The following is a 21,510-nucleotide window of genomic DNA, read 5'->3' as shown; positions in this document are numbered from 1 at the left end:
AAAATACATATTTTTAATTAAAGGCTTAATATTAATTATAATAAAATTTATATTTAATATTCATAAAATAAATAATAATTTTTAGGAGAAAATATAAAGTAAGTATTAAAATAAAAAAATTAGTTAGATTGATAATTTTCATCAAAAGAAGTGAAGGTAATATTATATTAGGTCAATCTACTCTGGCACATGAGCCATAGGAAACACGTCATTTAATTTTGTGGGAAATAGTGCTATAATAGACTTGAATTATGGATTAATGATAGGACATATTATTATGGAATTTTAAAAATAAAGCGAAAATATTTCAAGATAGAGGTAGATGTATGAAAATAACTGAATATATTGTAAAAATGGTGTTAAGATACAGAAACCACCACATATCATCTTTAGCTTCGCAGTTAGCTTTTGACATGCTATTTTCATTTTTTCCGTTTTTAATTCTTTTATTAACTCTGGTAGGATTTGTAAATGTAGATCCTATAGAAATAATAAGTGCGTTAGAAACACTTATGCCAAATGAACTGTATGAATTAGTATCTACTTTAGCACTTCAATTATTACAAACTAGGAATGGAAATTTATTGTCATTTTCATTAGTATTTTCTCTATACACTGCATCTAGAGCATTTAGAGCAATAAGGTATGGTCTAAATAGAGCCTATAATGAAGATGAGAATAAAAATAAGATAAAAGTAGTTATTTCTTCCGTAGTATTTATGATGGTAATATCATTTATGATAATATTTGTACTTGGATTTTTAGTATTTGGAGAAATGCTAGGCTTAGCTTTAGTTACTTGGTTAGAAATCGACCCTAGTATATTTATTTTTATAAAATACTTAAGATACCCAATAGGGCTTGCAGGCATGATTATAGTATTTTCTGCTATTTATAGATTAATACCTTCAAGGAAAACTAGGTGGAGAGACGTGTTTCCGGGAGCAGTATTTACTAGCATCGTATGGATAATACTATCCATGGGCTTTGCGTTTTATGTAAATAATTTTGGTAGGTATACCGATGTTTATGGTAGTATAGGTGTGGTTATTGTCCTAATGGTATGGTTACAAATAACCTCTACAACCATTTTGTTGGGTGGAGAATTAAATGCCATGCTTGTTTATGACAAAGAACTTAATGGAAAAAGATAAGAACTTAGATTTTAGCTTTACAGTAAGTGAAGTTGCTAAATCTAAGTTTTTTTATGGATAAATTAAAAATTTAAATATAAAAAAACTTCGATTTATTTAGAAAGAAATGATTGTAAAGTAAAGTGAAAAAATAAAAAAGAAATAAAAAATGGGATTATATTACATAAAAAGCAAACAAATATGTTGTGTTTAAGGAAAAAAAGGTGTTTTATGGAAAAACATACATATAAAAAAAGAAAATAAAAAAAATGTAGAATATTAGTGGAAAAATATTGTGAAAAAAGTATATATTATAGTGTAAAATAATATAGAAGTGTAGGAATGTAGAATATATATTAAGAATGGAGGACAAATAATGGAGTTTCAAAGTGAAATAGATTTTGATTTTTACAATAATATCTCAGAACCTATTATAGTTATTAATATTGAAAACGAAATTATTTACTGTAATGAAAGCGTATTAGACTTTTTGGGTATCCATGATTTTACAAATATATATAATACAAATATAAATAATGCTATAAAATTTATTACACCCAATTATGATGAGTTAGATTTATGGAGTGTAATAAATGAAAAAAAATTTGCAAAGATAAATATTCAAGCTGAGGTTAATCAGTATAAAAATATGAAGATGGACTTAGTAGCTAAATATATTATAGATTACAAAGAAAAATATTTATTACTACTCTTTAATAATATTAAAACTATTAAAGAGAGTTTTAGAAGTGATTCATCTGAAGAAAAAAAGATTTATTCAGATGAGTCTGAAAGTTTTAAATATATTATGATGAATGAACAATCTAAAGAAAAAAACAAGTTGAATTTGAATATAGAATTATGTAAGATAATATTTTCAGCTAGTCCAACGGGGATAATTGTTGAAAAGGAAAATAAAATTAGTTACTTTAATAAGGCTGCCAATGATATAATAGGTGATTATTCTAATGATATGATTTTAGATAAAAAATTATTTGAATTAGTAACAGTTGAAGAACTAGAGTATAATGACATATTTTTAAAGAAGCAACATTTAAAATATAATTCAGATTTAAATGTTATAGAGAGAAAACTTACGAGAAAAGATGGAAGCGTGGTTTTTTGTGAAATAACTCCAATGTGTTTTCTAGAAAACACTAAAATATGTTCTATATTTTTAATTAGAGATATATCAAAGAGAATAAAGGTAGAAGAAGCTGTGGCAAAGAATAGAGATAATTATGTGAGGTTGCTTAAGTTTTTGCCATTTGGAGTAACTATTTATAGTAATAATGAATTTGATATAGCGAATGAGGCTCAGGCAAGGATTTTAGGGTTTGATAGTACGGATGAACTAGAACGATTAACTATTGAAGATATTATACATGAAGATTATCATTATATAGTTAATAAAATGTATAATGATGCGTATTTAGGCAAGGAAGATGCTCAATTCAAGGAAATTCAGATAAAGAAAAAAGATAGAGGATGGATAGATGTCGAAGTTGGGGTTACGGGAATAGAGTTTGAATATGGGCGATCAGTAGTTTTTATTATAAGGGAATTAACAGAGAGTAAGAAGGCTGAGTTGAATAAGATACACCTGGAACAAGCTATAAAGTATGATAGGCTTAAAACTGAATTTATATCAAATATGTCTCATGAGTTGAAAACTCCTTTAAATATAATTTTAAGTACTGTTCAACTTTTACAACATACATATAAGGAAAATGAAGATTGTCAGCTAAAAAATTATTTAGAATTAATGAAATCAAATAGTTATAGATTACTTAGATTAATAAATAATTTATTAGATGTTACTAGGATTGATGTAGGAAATTTAAAGATGAATTTTGGAAATTACGATATTGTTGCAATTGTAGAGAATATGACTATGGATGCAGTGGAATATGTTAAGAGTAAAGGCATGTCATTAACGTTTGACACAAATGTAGAGGAAAAAATAATAGGAATAGACAAAGAAAACATAGAAAGAGTGATACTTAATTTATTGTCTAATGCTGTTAAGTTTTCAAAGGAAAAAGGTGTTATTCTAGTAGAGGTATGCGATTTGGGAGATAAAGTACAGATAGCTGTAAAAGATAATGGAATTGGGATTGCTGAGGATATGCAAGATAAGATATTTGATAGATTTGTTCAAAGTGAATCATTGTTTACTAGATCTCATGAGGGGAGCGGTATTGGGCTTTCACTTGTAAAATCGATAGTTGAAAATCATGGCGGGGAAATTTATGTTAATAGCATTATTGATGTGGGGAGTGAATTCATATTTGAACTACCGAATGTAAGATCTAAAAATGAATTTACATCTTCTAAAATTTATAATGTAACAAAGGATAATATAGAAAGAATAAAGATAGAATTTGCAGATATATATAAATAGTGAGTATTGAGAATGTTACAGAAATTTAGGGTACTATATATGTTCTAATTAGAATGTATACAGTTGATTTTAAAAAAATTCATAAGGATTTTATCCTACACTTAAAATTTAAAATTTAAAATTCTTAATTACACTATATATATTAATTTAAAAATATTCATTATATAAGGATTAAAAAAAATATTCATGGTTAAAATTAAAATAAATGATATATTTTTGGAGGTATATAATGAATAGAATTGTTTTAGTTGGTAGGCTAACCCGTGATCCAGAAATTAAGATTGGTGAAGATAGTAGTAAGGTTTTTACTAGATTACTTTTAGCAGTTGATAGACCTTACAAAACAGCATCTGGGGAAAAATATGTAGATTTTATCCCAGTGATATTGCGGGGGAAGAAAGCAGAGATTGTTAGTGAATATCTTGTAAAAGGGAGTGTTATTAGCGTTACAGGAAGACTTCAAAGTAGACACTATGACAATGAAGAGGGTCAAAGAAAATATATATCGGAAGTTATTGCAGATGAATTTCAGTTTGTAGGTAATAAAAAAGTTAAAGAAGAGATTGTTTAATTCAGAATCTATTTAAGTACATGTTGAAATGGACATTTACACTATAAAATTTTCAAAAAGCTTACTTCATTATAATTATATTATAATGAAGTAAGCTTTTTGAATAAAATCATGAAAACAAATAAAATAAAATAAAATGGGGAATATAAGTATTAAGGTGGTTATATATCTAATTAAATTTATATAGTGATTTGTTAGAAAAACATTAAGGTTTTTATAACAAATTTTAAATTGTGCATTCTTAATTAAAATATATATTTGAGATACAACAAAACATATTCTTAATATTTTGACAATTTTATCTATTATAGTATAATATCTATATAAGTTTATAATGCATATTAGGGATTGTCTTAATGCAATTAGGCTAGAGAGGAAGGATATTTTAAAGTCTTGGTATGATATTAACTAAAAAATTAAATAAATCAAACCAATAAAATAAAACCAATAAGAGGGGGATCATTATGGAACTTAATAAATTTAAAGAATTTAAGGACAAGTCTATGGAGAATATATCAAAGGTTATAATAGGGAAGGAAGCTATAATTGAAAAAATAATTGTATCTTTTATAACTTCAGGTCATGTATTATTAGAAGATGTACCTGGACTCGGGAAAACAAAGTTATGCAAAAGTTTATCAAAGACTATGAATTGTAGTTTTAAGAGAATACAGTTTACACCGGATTTGCTTCCTTCAGATTTAACTGGAATTTATTTTTATAATCAGAAATCTAAAGAGTTTGAATTTAGACAAGGTCCTCTTCTTAGTCAAATAGTTTTGGCAGATGAAATTAATAGAGCTACACCAAGGACGCAATCAGCTTTGCTTGAATGTATGGAAGAGAGGCAAGTAACCGTGGAGGGGAATACAATTTTACTTCAAAAGCCATTCTTTGTTATTGCAACTCAAAATCCAGTAGAACAATTTGGAACATTTCCATTACCAGAAGCACAACTTGATAGATTTTTCATGAAATTATCTATGGGATATCCAAGTTATGACGATGAAATAAAAATGATGGACAGGTTTATTGCAAAAGATCCAATTGAGACTTTGACATCAACAATAAATATGGAAGAAATAAGTTATGTTCAAGAAAATTATAATAAGGTACATGTAAGTGATGATATAAGAAGGTATATCTTAGATTTAGTTAGTTCAACCAGAAGCCATAGTGAAATAGAATTAGGCTGTAGTCCAAGAGCTACATTAAATCTTATGAAAGGCTGTCAGGCTTTAGCGGCAATTAGGGAGCGCGATTATGTAATTCTTGAAGATGTAAAAGAACTTGCTGTACCGATAATGAGCCATAGAATAATTTTAAGAAGCGAGATAAATAGTGGAAGTGAGAAAAGCGAAAAGGTAATTAGAGAGATACTTGCAACAGTTGCAACTCCAATAGAAAGACCGTAGAGGTGTAATATGATAATTCAGATTTTTTTTATTGGATTTATAGTTATATTAGTGATGAAAATTACTAGTATAACAACAAAGCATGGATATAAGAAATTAAATATATCTAGGAAGTTAGAGGTTGATAGAGTAACAGTAGGTGAAGAACTTGCTATAACTACGAAGGTGGAAAATAATAAAAGAATGCCAGTGCCATTCTTGATAATTGAAGAAAGAATTCCTGCCGGGTTAAGGTTTGTTGGGAATGTATCCACATATACTGAAGGAAATGATACCTGGAATGTTTCAAGGTATTCTATTGGAAAATTTCAAAGGAAAAGTAGAACCTATAAGTTGGTTGGAGATAAAAGGGGTGCCTATATAATAAAATGTATTAATATACTTATTGGTGATGTTCTAGGAATGAACATAGAAAAGAAGGAAGATGACGATTATATAGAGATATTAGTTCAACCTAAGGTTAAATCAATAGGAGACTTTAGATTTGATGTTACTAACTTTTTAGGAAATAATACTGTAAGACGGTGGATACATAAAGATCCACTATATATAAAAGGTATAAGAGAGTATAACGTTGAAGATAGGATGAAGGATATCAATTGGAAGGCTTCATTAAAGTCTAATAAGCTTATGGTAAAGGATTATGACTATACTTCAGAACAGCAGATGGTAATAATACTTAATGCGCAGTGTGGAGATCCTTGCTGGAATTGTGTTAATGAAGATATTATAGAAAGGTCCATAGATATAGCAGTGGCATTAGCTGCCAAGGCAACAAAGGAAAGTGTACCAACTGGAATATGGAGTAATGCTCACCTCATTTATTGCAATGAGGCAGGTCCAAATGAGGTTAAACCAAAGGCCGGTAATTTTAATAAAATTTTAGAGTATTGCACTAGGGTATATATGGCCGTGAAATATGAGCTCAGTGAATATTTGAAAGTTAGAATGCCGTATTTTGATAGAGAATGCACCTATGTTTTGATTACTTGCTACTTGAATGAGAGAGATGAGCAGATGATAGGAAAAATTATTTCACAGGGGTACAAACTTAAAATAATTGATGTATCTAAAGATAATAGTATTAAAGCTATTAAGGGAGTAGAAAAAATTTCATATAAGGGGGAGATTAAATAATGAGGAGCTGGTCTGAACAAATAAGATTTTTTTATGCTACAACCTTTGTAATGTTAACATCAATGATTTGGACTATAGCTAGCAGCGTTGTGTTTAATGTTGAAATTAGTTTTTATTTATTTATCATAACCCTTATAAGTGCACTGGTAGCTAGGTATTTATTTAAAAAAGAGAAAAGGTTAACTATTTGTATTTTAGTTCCCATAGTGCCGTTAATTATATATGAAATAATTAAGGGTATAACATTTTTAGGGTGTTTAGATGTTATATTTGTTATATTTATTATTATAAAGCTCATTAATGAAGAAAATGAAAATATAAATTATGATAGATATAAACGAGTATTTGTTCAGGGGTCATATATATTATTTATGGTTTCAATGGTATATGCTTTAACGCTTAAGCCATCCATAAGCATTATATATAGAGGGAGTATAATATACTTAGTATTAATTATATTAACGTTGAGAGAATCAATGGGGTATTGTTACAATGTTAAAAGAAGTAAAGAAAGTAGACGATTTAATATTGTATTAATTATATTCTCCACATTAATAACACAAGATTTTTTTTATAATAAGTGTATAGCCATGTTAGAGGCTATCTATGGTGTAATTAATTTTATTGCAGATAAGCTTTTAAGTTGGATTTTAGTGGTAGTAGGATACTTAATAGTATTGGCAATTAATGCAATACAAAGCTTGTTTAAAGGTAATGGAAGCTTTGGTGAAGGGATTATGTTTGAACCAGGAAAGACGAATATTGATGTTAGTGGTATCAATGTAGGGGATCAAGTAAATCCTATAGTGACTTTGGTGATCAAGGGGGCTATAATTTTAACGTTGCTAGTATTGGTAATTAGAATAGGAAGAAGAATAGTAAGAAATAAGAAACTAGATAATGAGATGAGTTACACTGAGATAGTAGAGTTTATTGAGGTTGATAAGAAACCTGTAAATGAAATATTTAAAATGATTAAAAAGATTTTTAGGAAGAAGGGAAGTCCTAGAGAAGAGGTAATATATAAATATGGAGAATTTGTAGGATTAGCAAGGAAGAAAGGTATTTTTGAAAAGTATATGACACCTAAACAATTAGCTAATGTTACAAAGATAAAAATTGATTATTGTGAAGGATTAGACGAAATTGCAAATATATACAATGAAGCTAAGTTTTCTAAACATAGCATAAATAGTAACAAAGAAGAAACTGTGGGAAAAAATGTGGATAACATAAGTAAAAAGATGAAATAAAAAATGATTATAACTTACCAAAGATATTTCGGAAATGGTAAGCGTGAATTGTTAAAAATGGAATTTGAGTGGGCTTATTTTATTATAATTATATTATAGTAAAATAAGCTTTTTAATTAAATTATATGTAGGTCGTGGACATAGCATTTTAAATTTGAATAGTATAGAAAAAACGAATTAAACAATTAGAATAAAACAGGTAAGAGGGGGATTAAAAAATGAAAAATTGGTCTACGCAAATAAGATTTTTTTATGCTACAACCTTTGTAATGTTAACATCTATGGTTTGGGCTATAGCTAGTAATGTAATTTTTAATGTTAAGTTGAGTTTTAATTTGTTTATAATAACACTAATAAGTTCGCTAATATCTAGGTATTTACTCATAAAAAGACGAAAGGTAAGCACTTGCATTATGATTCCGATAATAATTTTAATTATATATAAAATAATTAAAGGTATCACATTAGTAGGCTGTTTGGATGTGATATTTGTTGTTTTTGTAATTATTAAATTACTTAATGAAGAAACCGAAAACATAAGTTATGATAGGTATAGGAGAATATTTATACGTGGTGCATACGGATTAAGCTCTGTTCTAATAGCATATGCATTAACTTTAAGAGCTTCATCAGATATTATATACAGAGGTGTTATTATATATCTAGTGTTAATTATAGTAACTCTACGAGAATCTATGTGGTATTGTAATAATATTAAAAAGAATAAGATAAGCAAATTGATAAATGGTATGTTAATTGGATTTTCCGTTTTGATAACCCAAGAGGGGTTTTATGATAAATACGTAATGATATTAAAAGTTATTTACAGTGGATTTAGTTTTATTACAGAAAAGCTCTTAGGATGGGCAATGCTAGCTGTGGGGTTCATAATAATGCTTGGAAGTAATGCTATTCGGTGGTTAGTTTCCGGCGGAAATGTATCGGCTGAAAGTGTTTGGAGGCAAACTAGGCAGGTGCAAACCAATATTAGAGATATGTTTAGTGGGGATTTAATAATGACCATTGCATTTTCTTTATTAGTTAAGGGTGTAGTAATAGTAGCAGTCTTAGTATTGGCAATTAAATTAGGACAAAAAGTTATTGAAATTAATAAAGAAAATAATGAACTGAGTTATACAGAAATTATGGAATTTATCGAAAGAGATAATAAATCTACAAATTTAGTGGTTGAAATGATTAAAAAGATCTTTAGGAAGAAGGGAAGTCCTAGAGAGGAGGTAATATATAAATATGGAGAATTTGTAGGACTAGCAAGTAAGAAGGGTATTTTTGAAAAATATATGACCCCTAAGCAATTATTAAATGTGACAAAGATAAAGATCGATTATTGTGAGGGCTTAGATGAAATTTCCGATATATATAATGAGGCTAAATTTTCATTACATGTTATCAACAAGGAGAAAGAACAAAAAGTGGAAAAAACTGTGGATAATATAAAGAAAAGTATGAAGTGAAAAACAATTATACATTAAAAGACAAAAGTAGTCACAAAGTATTAACATTTTGTCCACTTATAGGGTAGCAGGTGTTGATAAGTTTGTATAAATGTAAAAAAATATATATTTAATGAAATAAAGTGTAATTTTGAAGGGGGAATATGTTAATATTACCTACAAGAAGTTACACATTATTTTTTTCTTCAGTGATACAATTTCATTAACCGATAAATTAATCACAATATTTTGGATGTAATAAATCGGGTAGTAATTTGATTTTGGGGGTATTTATATGATTATTGAAACATTAAAATGTAATGAAGTGTGTGATGGAAATTCCATAGAGTATACCTATAGGTTAATTGAGAGAGAATTGTCAATTGATGACCAGGGTGATAAAAAAGTTATAGGGGCTTATGGAATTGAAGTAGAGAGTGAAGTAAAACTTACTGATGAAAGTGTACAAGCATTTAAATCAGAAATTAAATATATTACTCCATTTAAACATAGGGGAATTGAATTTTTGAATATACTAAAAAACAACAGTGTATCACCTATTCACCTTATAGATATAACAGAAGAATATATTGAAGAATATTATTCAGATTTTAATGAAAATCTAGATGAAATAGCAAATTAGCAATTTGGTTAGTAAGAAGTATCGAAATTAAGATACAAGTTTAATTGTATCTTACATGAAGTATATATTTATGGTAAAATATATAATAAAAGGATATTAAGGGTTTAAGAGTAATTTTAGATTCTATTATGAGTGTTTGGAGGTGATATTGTGATAATAGGTGTTGGAGTAGATATAGTTGAGATTAGACGTATAAAAGATATTTTAGAGAAAAATAATGGATTTTTAGAAAAGATATTTACTGAAAATGAAATTAAATATTTAAAGAGTAGAAACTTAAGGCCAGAGTATGTGGCTGGAAGATTTGCAGCTAAAGAGGCGGTATCTAAAGCGTTAGGGACAGGGTTTAGAGGATTTTCATTTAAGGATATAGTTGTGGAAAGTACTGCGCTTGGAAAGCCTATAGTCACGTTGATGGGGGAAGCAAATACTATTGCAAATAAATTTGGGAATTCAAAAGTACATCTTAGCATCTCACATGGGTGTGATAATGCTATTGCATATGCTGTATTGGAGGAATGTTAGTGTGTTAGGTCCTTTTGACAAATTTAGAAATAATAAGTTGGGATTTGGAGGATTCAGGCATAAGCCGGTACAAGTAGATATGGAAATGGTAAGAAATGCATTGGTGAGAAGGCAAGAAGAATCGTTTAAAGGTGATTATGGACAAGCGTTTATCATTGCAGGTTCTGTTGGATTTGCGGGGGCTGCATACTTAACTACACAAAGTGCAGTAAGAAGTGGAGCAGGGCTTGTGACTCTTTGTGTACCAAAAGAGATTCAAGATGTAATGAGCATAAAGCTCAATGAGGCAATGACGATAAATTTTGAGCAAAGTGATAAGATTGGTAATGTTATGGTTAAATCAAATTGTATAGCAATAGGACCAGGGATGGGAAACACTAAATTGGTATTTAACATAGTGAAGAGTATGATTGAGAATGCGGAGTGTCCTATAGTTATAGATGCAGATGGAATAAATTCATTACAACAAAATCTTGAAGTACTAGAGAGAAAAAATAATAGTATTATATTAACGCCCCACTATGGGGAAATGGCTAGAATTACTGGGTTATCCGTAGATGAAATAAAGGAAAATCGAATAGAGGTAGCAAGGGATTTTGCAGAAGAACATGATGTTATAGTCTTATTAAAGGATCACAGAACTATAATAACAGATGGTAATTATGTTTTTGAAAATACTACGGGAAATAGTGCTATGGCATCTGGGGGAATGGGTGATGCGTTAACTGGTATTATTACATCGTTTATAGCACAGGGATATGAACCTCTAGTGGCTACGTATATTGCAACATTTGTACATGGCTATTGTGGCGACAGGTTGTCAGAGAATATGTTTTGTGTCAATGCTACCCATATAGTGGAAGAACTTCCATTTGCAATAAAGGAAATTATTGGTTGAGTTATAAAGTATAACTATAAATTATAATAAATTAAATGTGGTATAGAGTTCAAATTATAGTAATAAACATATAGTGTAATAAGTTATTTGGAGGATTGTATGAAAAAAATTGCTTATGCACTAATGGGAATTCTAAGCATAGGATTTATAGTTGCAGTAATTCTAGGATTGAAGGTGGGTACAGAAACTACGGATGAATATAATGTGATTGAACGATTAAATGAAATAAAGGCGTATCAAAGTAATATAACCATTGAGGTTATAAATAGCAAGGAAACTAATAAATACCAAGGGGTACAAATTTATAAAAAAGATATAGGTTATAGGCTTGATTTAAATGATGGAAGATCCTTTACATTTAAAGGGGATGAAATTCAAGTTAAAGATAATGAAAGTACTAGAGCGTATACCCTTGATAAAGAATTTGACGATGTTTTTAAGTATGGGTTTATTGGGGAATACATAGGACTTATATATACGAATGAAGAGCTCAGGTTTGAAACTGAAATTATAAATAATCAAAAATGCTTTATTATAACGACGTTAATTCCAGGAAGTAATAATAATATCTATGAAGGTAGCTTATATTATGATGTTGATAGTTATGTTCCGAATAAGATAATTATTTATGATAATAACAAGAGAGAAAGAATTATATTTACTTATGAGAATTTTAATGGAGTGGATAAAGCAGAAGATATAGAATTGGATTTATAATTGAGGTGATTAATATGGTTGAAAAAATAAGACCATCATGGGCGGAGATAGATTTAGATGCAATAGGTAATAACATTAAAGAAGTTAAGAGAGTTTCAGGTAATAAAGAAATAATTGCAGTTATAAAGGCTGACGGATATGGACATGGAGCGGTCGAGATATATAGGGAGCTAATAAACGGCGGGGCAACTAGATTTGCTGTAGCTGTAATTACCGAAGCTATTGAACTAAGGAAAAGTGGATTAAATTTACCTATAATTGTGTTAGGATTTACTGGCAGACAGTTTTATGATGAAATTCTTGATTTCGATATAGAACAAACTGTATATACATATGAAGATGCCAAATCAATTTCAGAAGTAGCGGTTACAAGAAATGCTGTAGTGAAGATTCATATTGCTGTTGATACGGGTATGAGGAGGATTGGATTTTCACCTACAAGGGATAATGCGAATGAAATTCTTAGGATATATAAATTAGAAGGTATAAGTATTGTAGGGATATTTACTCACTTTGCTACTGCAGATGAGGTGGATAAGGGGTATACCAATATCCAAATTGAAAGGTTCAATAAGTTTAATGATTATATTAAGGAACTTGGAGTTAACATAGATTTTAAACATGTAAGTAATAGTGCTGCAATAATAGATTTGCCAAACCTTGATTATCAAGGGGTAAGAGCTGGGATTATGCTTTATGGATATTATCCATCACGTGATGTAAATACGGGGAATGTCAATTTGATTCCTGCAATGACGTTGAAATCAAAAATTATTAACATCCAAATGATTGAGGCTGGTGAAGGTATTAGTTATGGGCGGGTGTTCACGACGGCAAGATATAGCAAAATAGGAACACTTCCAATAGGATATGCTGATGGAGTATCAAGATTGTTAACGGGGAAGGGAAATGTTATTGTTAATGGGAAAGTTGTTCCAATAGTTGGGCGTATATGTATGGATCAGTGTATGATAGACTTAACAGATGTACCAGATGCAAAAAAAGGCGATGAAGTTATTTTAATCGGTAAGGATAATTATGGAAATTCGATAACTGCAAATGATATGGCGGACTATATAGGAACCATAAATTATGAAATTGTTTGTGGTATAAGCAAACGGATACCGAGAGTTTATGTGAAAAATGGTGAAGATGTTAAGGTGAGAAACTATGTGTAAGTAAAAAAGTGAAAAAAATGTTGTGAAAAGTAGAAAAAAGGGATAATTTCTTTGACATAATAACAATTAATGAATTATAATTAAGGTGTACATATAGTTGTTATTTTAATTGGAGGTAATGTATTCCATGATTAACTCAAAGAAATTAATTCTAAGTTTTAATAATAGTTTTAACAATAAAGAAAATCAAATAAATTGTAAATTAATTCTTGGATGCGGAATAGTATATAGTGAAGGTAGTAACCATAATAGCTATATAGAAATAATGAAACAAGGATATTTAGAGATGAAAGATTTGAATTTAGAATTATCAGAGTATGGCTTTGAAAGTTGTATTAATGACTTAAATGAATATGAAGCTAGCCTTTAGGAGAGTGAATGCCTAATGACAACTATTATAAAGAGAGGGGATATATTTTATGCTGATTTAAGTCCCGTAGTTGGGTCAGAGCAGGGCGGAATAAGACCAGTAATCATAATACAAAATGATGTTGGTAATAGATATAGTCCTACTGTTATTGTGTCAGCTATAACCTCTCAAATAAATAAGGCAAAACTTCCCACGCATGTGGAAATTTCTTCAGAGGAATATGGGTTAAATAAAGACTCAGTAGTTTTGCTAGAACAAGTTAGAACGTTAGATAAAAGAAGACTAAAAGAAAAAATAGGGCATATGACGGATGACGATATGATCAAAGTTGATATTGCACTTAGAATAAGTTTAGACTTAAAGGTATAAATAATATTAATATAGAAAAGGGAAGGTGGCTTTTGGCTGTCTTCCTTTTGTTAGGTTAGGTTCTAAAATGGCATTGATTTATATATAGCGGTTATGTTAATTGAATTGGAATTTAAAATAGAGACTCGAATTACAGTTTACAGATGTAAATGGCGTAAGATATATTATGTTTAAGTTTTATATTGTATATCAAAAATGATTTAATTGTACATGCTATTTTGGAGATATTTATATAAATATAGCGAAAGTTTGTATTAAATAGTTGTGAATAAGTAAAAAGTTGATATAATAAGTTTAGAAGAAAAAATGGGAGGGATAAGTAATGAAAAAATCATTAGCATCATTAGAGCAGATAGCAAAAGTTTTGAGAAGAGATATAGTGAAAATGGTAACAGAATCTGCTTCAGGTCACCCAGGTGGATCATTATCTGCTGTAGAAATAATGACAACTTTATATTTTAATGAGATGAATGTAAATGTTAAAGAGCCAAAAGATCCTAATAGAGATAGATTTGTATTATCAAAGGGGCATGCTGCACCAGTATTATATGCTGCACTTGCAGAAAAAGGGTTTTTTAATAAGGAAGAGCTTTTAAAGCTTAGAAAAATGGGGGCAATGCTTCAAGGACATCCTAACATGAACTATATACCAGGAGTTGATATGTCTACTGGTTCTTTAGGTCAAGGTATTTCAGCTGCGGTAGGTATGGGGATAGCTGGGAAACTTGACAATAGTACATATAGAGTTTATGCGCTTTTAGGAGATGGAGAATTAGAAGAAGGTCAAGTATGGGAAGCTGCAATGTGTGCTGCCCACTATAAATTAGATAATTTAACTGCGTTTGTAGATTATAACGGTCTTCAAATTGACGGTGATATAGAGAGTGTTATGAATCCAAATCCAATAGCGGATAAATTTATAGCTTTTGGGTGGAATGTGATATTTGTTGAGAATGGCCATGATTTGGTTGAAATAAAAAATGCTATAGAGTCAGGAAAGAACGTAAAAGGAAAACCTACTATGATAGTTTGTAAAACTATAAAAGGAAAAGGTGTATCATTTATGGAAAATCAGGCGGGATGGCATGGTTCAGCTCCAAGTAAGGAACAATGCGACCTAGCACTAAGAGAGATTGGAGGAGAAGAATAATGAAAAAAATTGCTACTAGAGAAGCGTATGGAAAAGCATTAGCTAGACTTGGTAAAGAGAATGAAAAGATTGTTGTACTTGATGCAGATTTATCAAAATCTACTAAGACTGCAGACTTCAAAGCAGTTTGTCCGGAAAGATTTATAAATATGGGAATTGCAGAAGGGAATATGATGTCTGTTGCAGCTGGAATGGCGGCTTGTGGCAAAATTCCATTTACGTCTACATTTGCTATATTTGCAGCGGGAAGAGCCTTTGAACAAATAAGAAATTCAATCTGTTATCCGAAACTTAATGTGAAGGTATGCGCAACTCATGCAGGAATAACAGTAGGTGAAGATGGAGCATCACACCAATCTGTAGAAGATATTTCACTTATGAGAAGTATTCCTAATATGGTTGTAATAAGTCCAAGTGATGGAATAGAGACAGAAGCTGCAATAGAAGCTATAGTTAAGTACGATGGACCTTGTTATGTAAGACTTGGAAGAAGTGCTGTATCTATAGTAAATGATAATGCGGATTATAGATTTGAAATTGGTAAGGGTGTTACATTAAGAGAAGGAAAGGATGCAACTATAATAGCTACTGGAGTTATGGTAGAGGCAGCACTTGAGGCTTATAATGTTCTTGCAGAAGAGGGAATAAAGGTAAGGGTTATAAACATCCATACTATAAAACCTATTGATGAAGAGATAATAATAAAGGCAGCAAGAGATACAAAACTTATAATAACGGCTGAAGAGCATAGCATTATAGGTGGACTTGGTTCTGCAGTAGCAGAGGTAGTTACAACTAATTGTCCAGTGATGGTTTCAAGAGTTGGTATCAAAGATACATTTGGAGAAAGTGGTAAGCCAGCAGAATTGCTAAAAGCTTATGGATTAACTTCAGAAGATATAGTTAAGGCTGTTAAAAATGGGTTAAGTATGAAATAAAAATCTTATTATTATGTCCGATATGTGATAATTCATAGTAGTCTAATGGTAAGAAGAACAAGATATAAAAATAAATGAATAGATTAGAAGGGGATTTGGTGTAATATCAAATCCCCTTTTAATGTATATGTGGCATAGTTAGTCGTATATATAGTTGAATATGGTGATTTTTAAGACAAGCTATGATATAATTTATAAAAATAAGGTGAAATTTATTATATGGAGGGGATTATATTATGAAGGAAAAAGTTCAAGAATATACTCAGGATGTTGTCTATTGCCTTAAGTTATCGCTTAAAATATTAGTAATACCTGTGGTAATGGGGATAGTTTATGGGATAGGGTATTTGTTAATAAATGATCAACCATTAGAATTGGTAAGAATTTGCATAGAAATAAGGAATGTAGGAATTATGTTCTCATGTTTTGGACTTTTTATATCCGCATTAGGATTTTTAAGACCGGGAGTAATGTTAAGGCCTTTAAGTTATGAGAAATCATGGAGAAAATATTTAAAAAAATTTGGATTAGTAGGAACAATTTTTTGCACTTGTGGATTTTTAATAAGCTACTTCTTAGTTTTTGATTTAGTGGTCTATAAAGTGTTTTTATAGAATGAAGAAAATACAAGTATGGAAAAATGTTTTTGTATTTCCATAGCTTGGGTTATAAAGTTTAGGTTCTGTTAATATTTTTTTGTATGATGGACACTTACATATTAAGTTTTTATGTTATAATATAAAGATAAAGTCAGAAATTGAGGAGAGTTAATAATTATGATAGATTTTAAAAATGTTACTAAGGTTTATAATAATAATGTGCTAGCATTATCTAACTTAAATGTACATATTGATCAAGGTGAGTTTGTTTTTCTAGTAGGACCAAGTGGCGCTGGAAAATCTACCTTCATAAAAATGTTGCTAAAAGAGGTTGATACAACAGCAGGTTCGGTTATTGTAGCGGGATCTGATTTAACGAAGTTAACAAGAAGTGAAGTACCATATTACAGACGAAAAATAGGGGTGGTATTTCAAGATTTTAGATTAATACAGAGTCTAAATGTGTTTGAAAATGTAGCTTTCGCCCTTAGGGTAATAGGAGCTAATGAAAAGGATATACAGAAAAAAGTCCCAGCGGTACTGTCAATGGTAGGGTTATTCAAAAAAAGAAATGCATTTCCAAATGAACTTTCAGGTGGAGAGCAACAGAGGGTATCAATTGCTAGAGCTATAGTGAATAGTCCATCGCTTTTGATTGCCGATGAACCTACAGGAAACTTAGATCCAGAAACATCTTTAGAGATAATGGATATTTTAAGTGATATTAGTAGAGCGGGAACTACAATTGTAATGGCAACCCATGCAAGAGATATAGTTAACTCCATGAAAAAAAGAGTTATAGCTATAGAAAAAGGTGTTATTGCAAGAGATGAGGAAAGGGGTAAATACGGATATGAAATTTGATTCTCTTAAATATTCATTTAAAGAAGCGTTTAAAAGTATTACAAGAAATAAAACTTTAAGCATAGCTTCAATAGCTACGGTAACGGCTACCCTGTTCATATTGGGAGTAATAACACTAACGGTTGCAAATGTTAATAAAGCGGTTACTCAACTAGGTTCTATGGTTGAAGTTAGAATCTACTTAGAAGATAATATAAGTGACACTGATAAAAGTGCCATAGAGAATAAAATAAAAGCTGTAGAAGGCATAACGTCAATATCATTTCAAAGTAAAGAAGATGCATTGTCAGATGTGAGAAATCAATTAGATGATGAATCGGGGGAACTATCTGCAGGCTTTGAAGATAAAAATCCATTTCCAGCATCATTTACTGTAAATGTTAAAGAGCCGGTTATAGTAGATCAGGTTGTTGACGGTGTTAAAGACATGAGTGGTATTGAAGAAATTAAAGATGCTAGAGAATTAATTGCTAAAATATCTAATTTAACTAATTCAGTGAAATTAGTAGCTGTAATTGCCTTTGTTGTATTTATACTAATATCATTATTCTTAATAGGTAACACTATAAAAATCACAGTGTTTACAAGGAAAAAAGAAATAGGAATAATGAAGTATGTAGGGGCTACAGATTGGTTTATTAGATGGCCATTTATAATAGAAGGTGTAATGCTTGGAGTTATTGGAGCGTTTATGTCTGTAATACTATTAAATATTTGTTATGCTATAATAGTTAGCAAATTAAGTGCTGATACTCTATTTGGGTTTAGCTTAGTGGGTATTTCTTATATATGGAAAGTTGTAATTTGGGAATTTTTAATTTGTGGTTTATTCATCGGAAGTATGGGAAGTATAATATCAATGAGAAAATTCTTAAAGGTTTAAGAATATAAGACCAAATGAGACTAGGAATATATTTCTTAGTCTCATTTGTGTATTTTGAAGATGCCTTAAATTAAAATAATTAATATATTTATTAATTATAATTAATAAAATAGTTATAATTACATAGTATTATTATAAGGGATTTAAACCAATAATAAGTGTAGTAGAATGAGAGGGTGAATTTATATGAAGAGTAAAAACAGCAGGTGGAAATGGATAACGATTGTAGTGATTATTGTAATAATCACAAATGTAATAACATTATGTGCAGCTAATTATATATCATTTAATATGCCTAATGGTAAGGTATTAGTAAGCAGAAATACCTATGAGAATATAATAGATTTTGAAAAATTAAACACAATCAGAGAAAAACTTGATAAGTATTACTTGGGTGAAATTGATACAGATAAACTCTTAGATGGAGCGGCAGCAGGTATGGTAGAAGCGTTAGGCGATCCATATACAACATATATGGATAAAGCAGAATTTAAAGATTTTTATTCTCAAACTGAAGGAAATTATGTTGGACTTGGAATACAAGTTGCAGTTAAAAATGATAAAATAGTAGTAGTTAGTACTTTTGAAAATTCACCAGCAGAAAAGGTTGGCATACGTTCTGGTGATATAATTGAAGTTGTTGATGGTACAAAAGTAGAAGGTAAAGATCTTGAAAATGCTATTGCAACAATGAAGGGTGAAAAAGGCAAATCAGTAAAGCTTACTTTATCAAGAGAAAATAAAGGGAATTTTGAAGTTGAGCCAGTAAGAGCTGAGATTGAGATGGTTACTGTAAAAAAAGAAATGATTGACAATGAAGTTGGATATATTGAAGTAAGTATGTTTGATGAGCATACTTCAAAGAATTTTGAAAATGCTATTAAAGATTTACATTCTAAAGGGATGAAGAGTCTTATATTAGATTTGAGAGGAAATCCAGGTGGACTATTAGATCAAACAGTTAATATGTGTTCACAATTTATAAGTAAGGATAAAAATATAGTTTATACAGAAGATAAGAATGGAAATAGGAAAGATTATAATTCAGTTGGTGGGATTGCAGAAGGATTACCACTTACCGTATTAATTGATGGTGGAAGTGCTAGTGCATCAGAAATATTTACTGGCGCAGTTAAGGATTATGAATTAGGTACATTAGTTGGAACAAAAACTTTTGGTAAAGGTGTTGTGCAAACTACATTCTATAGAGAAAAAGATGGATTTAGTGATGGAACAGCTTTAAAGGTTACTATTTCTAAATACTTTACACCTAATGGACAAAATATCCATGGAATTGGAATAGAGCCAGATGTAGAGGTTAAATATCCAGAGGAGCTTAAGGATCAAACTTATAATAGAGCTGCAGACCCTCAGTTTAAAAAAGCTTTAGAAATAGCAAAAAACAAGGTTAAATAATGTGATTTCAAAAAATTATAAAGGTTAATAAATTTTTCATTTAGCTTAATGGTAATAAAGTTAAATATAAATGAATTAGACAAGGGTAAATTGCAAGTTAGCATAAACAATGAAGTATATAAAAAATTAAATTCAAAATAGTAGATATGGTATAAGTAAATTAAGTATCTGTTGCAATAATAGATACTTAATTTTAATTATAGCGGAGTACAGTATTGAATTTGTAGCGTGAAAAGGAGATATATAATGGAACTTTTAAAGTATACATTGCAACAGGTGTCTTATGCTATTGTGGAGCCATCCTATGCATTTATTTTAATAATGATGGCATTTGTATTTTACACAAAAAATAAGAAAACCACTATCATGGAAAAGTTAATTATGGGGAAAAATTCATTTTCAGCCATTGAACTTACAATATCACAGATGGTTATGGGAATATTAGGTGGGGTTGTGGCTAGCATAATTCTAACATGCTTAGGTGTAACTTTTTATGGTTCATCTAACATATTTTTTATATTTATAATTTCTATAGCACTAATGTTTTTAAATCCTAAGCTTGTTTGTTTTTCATATTCGGGAGCAATTTTAGGTTTAGCTTCTATATGGCTCTATTTTTTATCAAGGCTTATGGAAAATCCAAGTGTTAATATTCTTAAAATTGATATAACAAATTTATTGATAGTTGTGGGAGTAATGCATCTAGTAGAAGGGATACTAGTAATATTAGATGGTAAGAGAGGTGCAATACCTGTATTTGGATCAAGGGATAAAAAAATCATAGGTGGATTTGCATATAGAAGACAGTGGGTATTACCCATGATAATTTTAATAATGGTACAGGCTACTAATTCTAATACATTAGGTGGTGGAAGTATTAATACTCCGGAGTGGTGGCCCCTTATAAATCATAGTGAAAATCTAGCAATTTTTGCAACTATGGTTATTGGTGCATTACCATTGTTTGCAGGGATTAACTACGGAACCGTAACATTTACTAAAAAGAAAAAACAAAAACCTATATTTTCAGGAATTTTCATATTTACATATGGGCTTGCTATTATAATGTTATCATCACTTGGAAACATAAATAAATTTTTAGACGTTGTAGTATTAATGTTAATGCCAGCGCTTCATGAAGGAATGCTTTACTACGATAGATTAATGGAGAAAAAAGGTAAAATAAGATATGTAAGTAGTGATGAAGGTATATGTGTTTTAGATGTAGCTCCGGACTCAAAAGCAAAGGAAATAGGAATAAGGACGGGAGATCTAATATTAGAGATAAATAATATGAAACTCATTAAAGATGAAATTATTTTTAATATTTTAGAAAATTTACCTGCGGTTTTAGTTATGAAGGTGAAAAGAATTAATGGGGATATTATAGAATTGAAAGGACAAATAGAGAATCCTAAAGAAAGACTTGGGGTTGTTATTGTTCCTAGAGAAGTTCCAAAGCAGGCAGTTATTACGAAAACAGAAGGAAATAGTTTCTCAGATGTGTTAAAAAAGATTAAAGATAAAAAAGATGACAACAATAAATAATAGTAAAATATAATCCGTTAGCATAAGCTATGAGAGATAGAATGA

General features: G+C 29.8%; 21 protein-coding genes. All 21 read left to right on the top strand.

Annotation, left to right across the window (positions count from 1 at the left end):
- The first annotated feature begins 326 nt into the window (after positions 1 to 326).
- Positions 327 to 1,154 carry a YihY/virulence factor BrkB family protein gene (locus tag RSA29_RS04830; protein WP_346942779.1) on the top strand — a complete coding sequence of 276 codons (828 nt, stop codon included), beginning with the start codon at positions 327 to 329 and terminating at the stop codon, positions 1,152 to 1,154.
- A 355-nt stretch (positions 1,155 to 1,509) separates the two neighbouring features.
- Positions 1,510 to 3,537, top strand: coding sequence for a PAS domain-containing sensor histidine kinase (locus RSA29_RS04825; RefSeq protein WP_346942780.1), 2,028 nt, complete (start codon positions 1,510 to 1,512; stop codon positions 3,535 to 3,537).
- A gap of 229 nt (positions 3,538 to 3,766) precedes the next feature.
- Positions 3,767 to 4,108 carry a single-stranded DNA-binding protein gene (ssb, locus tag RSA29_RS04820; protein ID WP_346942781.1) on the top strand — a complete coding sequence of 114 codons (342 nt, stop codon included), beginning with the start codon at positions 3,767 to 3,769 and terminating at the stop codon, positions 4,106 to 4,108.
- Between the two features lie 464 nt (positions 4,109 to 4,572).
- On the top strand, positions 4,573 to 5,523 hold the full coding sequence (locus RSA29_RS04815; RefSeq protein WP_346942782.1) for a MoxR family ATPase: 951 nt from the start codon (positions 4,573 to 4,575) through the stop codon (positions 5,521 to 5,523).
- 9 nt (positions 5,524 to 5,532) lie between these two features.
- Positions 5,533 to 6,660, top strand: coding sequence for a DUF58 domain-containing protein (locus RSA29_RS04810; RefSeq protein WP_346942783.1), 1,128 nt, complete (start codon positions 5,533 to 5,535; stop codon positions 6,658 to 6,660).
- Complete coding sequence (locus tag RSA29_RS04805; protein WP_346942784.1) at positions 6,660 to 7,913, top strand: hypothetical protein; 1,254 nt, start codon at positions 6,660 to 6,662, stop codon at positions 7,911 to 7,913. Before RSA29_RS04810 ends, RSA29_RS04805 begins: the two co-directional genes overlap by 1 nt.
- 218 nt (positions 7,914 to 8,131) lie before the next feature.
- Positions 8,132 to 9,388 (top strand): hypothetical protein, encoded by a 1,257-nt coding sequence (locus RSA29_RS04800; RefSeq protein ID WP_346942785.1) that lies wholly within the window; start codon positions 8,132 to 8,134, stop codon positions 9,386 to 9,388.
- 274 nt (positions 9,389 to 9,662) lie between these two features.
- Positions 9,663 to 10,010 carry a DUF6514 family protein gene (locus RSA29_RS04795; RefSeq protein WP_346932370.1) on the top strand — a complete coding sequence of 116 codons (348 nt, stop codon included), beginning with the start codon at positions 9,663 to 9,665 and terminating at the stop codon, positions 10,008 to 10,010.
- Positions 10,011 to 10,160: 150 nt separating this feature from the next.
- Positions 10,161 to 10,535, top strand: coding sequence for a holo-ACP synthase (gene acpS / locus RSA29_RS04790; protein ID WP_346932371.1), 375 nt, complete (start codon positions 10,161 to 10,163; stop codon positions 10,533 to 10,535).
- 1 nt (position 10,536) lies between these two features.
- Positions 10,537 to 11,433, top strand: a complete 897-nt coding sequence (locus tag RSA29_RS04785; RefSeq protein ID WP_346942786.1) for an NAD(P)H-hydrate dehydratase — start codon at positions 10,537 to 10,539, stop codon at positions 11,431 to 11,433.
- Positions 11,434 to 11,532: 99 nt separating this feature from the next.
- A complete protein-coding gene (locus RSA29_RS04780; RefSeq protein ID WP_346942787.1) occupies positions 11,533 to 12,150 on the top strand; it encodes a germination lipoprotein GerS-related protein in 618 nt (205 codons plus the stop codon).
- 14 nt (positions 12,151 to 12,164) lie between these two features.
- Positions 12,165 to 13,328, top strand: a complete 1,164-nt coding sequence (alr, locus tag RSA29_RS04775; protein WP_346942788.1) for an alanine racemase — start codon at positions 12,165 to 12,167, stop codon at positions 13,326 to 13,328.
- Positions 13,329 to 13,455: 127 nt separating this feature from the next.
- On the top strand, positions 13,456 to 13,698 hold the full coding sequence (locus tag RSA29_RS04770) for a CopG family transcriptional regulator (RefSeq protein WP_346932375.1): 243 nt from the start codon (positions 13,456 to 13,458) through the stop codon (positions 13,696 to 13,698).
- Positions 13,699 to 13,713: 15 nt separating this feature from the next.
- Positions 13,714 to 14,067 carry a type II toxin-antitoxin system PemK/MazF family toxin gene (locus RSA29_RS04765; RefSeq protein ID WP_346932376.1) on the top strand — a complete coding sequence of 118 codons (354 nt, stop codon included), beginning with the start codon at positions 13,714 to 13,716 and terminating at the stop codon, positions 14,065 to 14,067.
- Between the two features lie 322 nt (positions 14,068 to 14,389).
- Positions 14,390 to 15,217 carry a transketolase gene (locus RSA29_RS04760; protein WP_346942789.1) on the top strand — a complete coding sequence of 276 codons (828 nt, stop codon included), beginning with the start codon at positions 14,390 to 14,392 and terminating at the stop codon, positions 15,215 to 15,217.
- Complete coding sequence (locus RSA29_RS04755) at positions 15,214 to 16,155, top strand: transketolase family protein (protein ID WP_346942837.1); 942 nt, start codon at positions 15,214 to 15,216, stop codon at positions 16,153 to 16,155. Before RSA29_RS04760 ends, RSA29_RS04755 begins: the two co-directional genes overlap by 4 nt.
- A 236-nt stretch (positions 16,156 to 16,391) precedes the next feature.
- Positions 16,392 to 16,769, top strand: coding sequence for a hypothetical protein (locus tag RSA29_RS04750; protein WP_346932378.1), 378 nt, complete (start codon positions 16,392 to 16,394; stop codon positions 16,767 to 16,769).
- Between the two features lie 162 nt (positions 16,770 to 16,931).
- The gene (gene ftsE / locus RSA29_RS04745; RefSeq protein WP_346942790.1) at positions 16,932 to 17,618 is read left to right on the top strand and encodes a cell division ATP-binding protein FtsE; all 687 of its coding nucleotides are present in this window, start codon (positions 16,932 to 16,934) and stop codon (positions 17,616 to 17,618) included.
- Positions 17,608 to 18,501, top strand: a complete 894-nt coding sequence (ftsX, locus tag RSA29_RS04740; RefSeq protein WP_346932380.1) for a permease-like cell division protein FtsX — start codon at positions 17,608 to 17,610, stop codon at positions 18,499 to 18,501. Before ftsE ends, ftsX begins: the two co-directional genes overlap by 11 nt.
- Positions 18,502 to 18,687: 186 nt before the next feature.
- A complete protein-coding gene (locus RSA29_RS04735) occupies positions 18,688 to 19,917 on the top strand; it encodes a S41 family peptidase (protein WP_346932381.1) in 1,230 nt (409 codons plus the stop codon).
- 246 nt (positions 19,918 to 20,163) lie between these two features.
- Complete coding sequence (locus RSA29_RS04730; RefSeq protein ID WP_346942791.1) at positions 20,164 to 21,465, top strand: PDZ domain-containing protein; 1,302 nt, start codon at positions 20,164 to 20,166, stop codon at positions 21,463 to 21,465.
- Positions 21,466 to 21,510: the final 45 nt, after the last annotated feature.

The organism is Clostridium sp. (assembly GCF_036660475.1).
Lineage (GTDB): Bacteria > Bacillota > Clostridia > Clostridiales > Clostridiaceae > Clostridium_J.
Note: the sequence above shows the minus strand (reverse complement) of the source record. Positions and strands in the feature narration are given on the sequence as shown.

Excerpts from the sequence above, each read along its gene's own strand:
- RSA29_RS04830 (WP_346942779.1), top strand. The coding sequence starts at position 327 with ATGAAAATAACTGAATATATTGTAAAAATGGTGTTAAGATACAGAAAC.
- RSA29_RS04825 (WP_346942780.1), top strand. The coding sequence starts at position 1,510 with ATGGAGTTTCAAAGTGAAATAGATTTTGATTTTTACAATAATATCTCA.
- ssb (WP_346942781.1), top strand. The coding sequence starts at position 3,767 with ATGAATAGAATTGTTTTAGTTGGTAGGCTAACCCGTGATCCAGAAATT.
- RSA29_RS04815 (WP_346942782.1), top strand. The coding sequence starts at position 4,573 with ATGGAACTTAATAAATTTAAAGAATTTAAGGACAAGTCTATGGAGAAT.
- RSA29_RS04810 (WP_346942783.1), top strand. The coding sequence starts at position 5,533 with ATGATAATTCAGATTTTTTTTATTGGATTTATAGTTATATTAGTGATG.
- RSA29_RS04805 (WP_346942784.1), top strand. The coding sequence starts at position 6,660 with ATGAGGAGCTGGTCTGAACAAATAAGATTTTTTTATGCTACAACCTTT.
- RSA29_RS04800 (WP_346942785.1), top strand. The coding sequence starts at position 8,132 with ATGAAAAATTGGTCTACGCAAATAAGATTTTTTTATGCTACAACCTTT.
- RSA29_RS04795 (WP_346932370.1), top strand. The coding sequence starts at position 9,663 with ATGATTATTGAAACATTAAAATGTAATGAAGTGTGTGATGGAAATTCC.
- RSA29_RS04780 (WP_346942787.1), top strand. The coding sequence starts at position 11,533 with ATGAAAAAAATTGCTTATGCACTAATGGGAATTCTAAGCATAGGATTT.
- alr (WP_346942788.1), top strand. The coding sequence starts at position 12,165 with ATGGTTGAAAAAATAAGACCATCATGGGCGGAGATAGATTTAGATGCA.
- RSA29_RS04770 (WP_346932375.1), top strand. The coding sequence starts at position 13,456 with ATGATTAACTCAAAGAAATTAATTCTAAGTTTTAATAATAGTTTTAAC.
- RSA29_RS04765 (WP_346932376.1), top strand. The coding sequence starts at position 13,714 with ATGACAACTATTATAAAGAGAGGGGATATATTTTATGCTGATTTAAGT.
- RSA29_RS04760 (WP_346942789.1), top strand. The coding sequence starts at position 14,390 with ATGAAAAAATCATTAGCATCATTAGAGCAGATAGCAAAAGTTTTGAGA.
- RSA29_RS04750 (WP_346932378.1), top strand. The coding sequence starts at position 16,392 with ATGAAGGAAAAAGTTCAAGAATATACTCAGGATGTTGTCTATTGCCTT.
- ftsE (WP_346942790.1), top strand. The coding sequence starts at position 16,932 with ATGATAGATTTTAAAAATGTTACTAAGGTTTATAATAATAATGTGCTA.
- ftsX (WP_346932380.1), top strand. The coding sequence starts at position 17,608 with ATGAAATTTGATTCTCTTAAATATTCATTTAAAGAAGCGTTTAAAAGT.
- RSA29_RS04735 (WP_346932381.1), top strand. The coding sequence starts at position 18,688 with ATGAAGAGTAAAAACAGCAGGTGGAAATGGATAACGATTGTAGTGATT.
- RSA29_RS04730 (WP_346942791.1), top strand. The coding sequence starts at position 20,164 with ATGGAACTTTTAAAGTATACATTGCAACAGGTGTCTTATGCTATTGTG.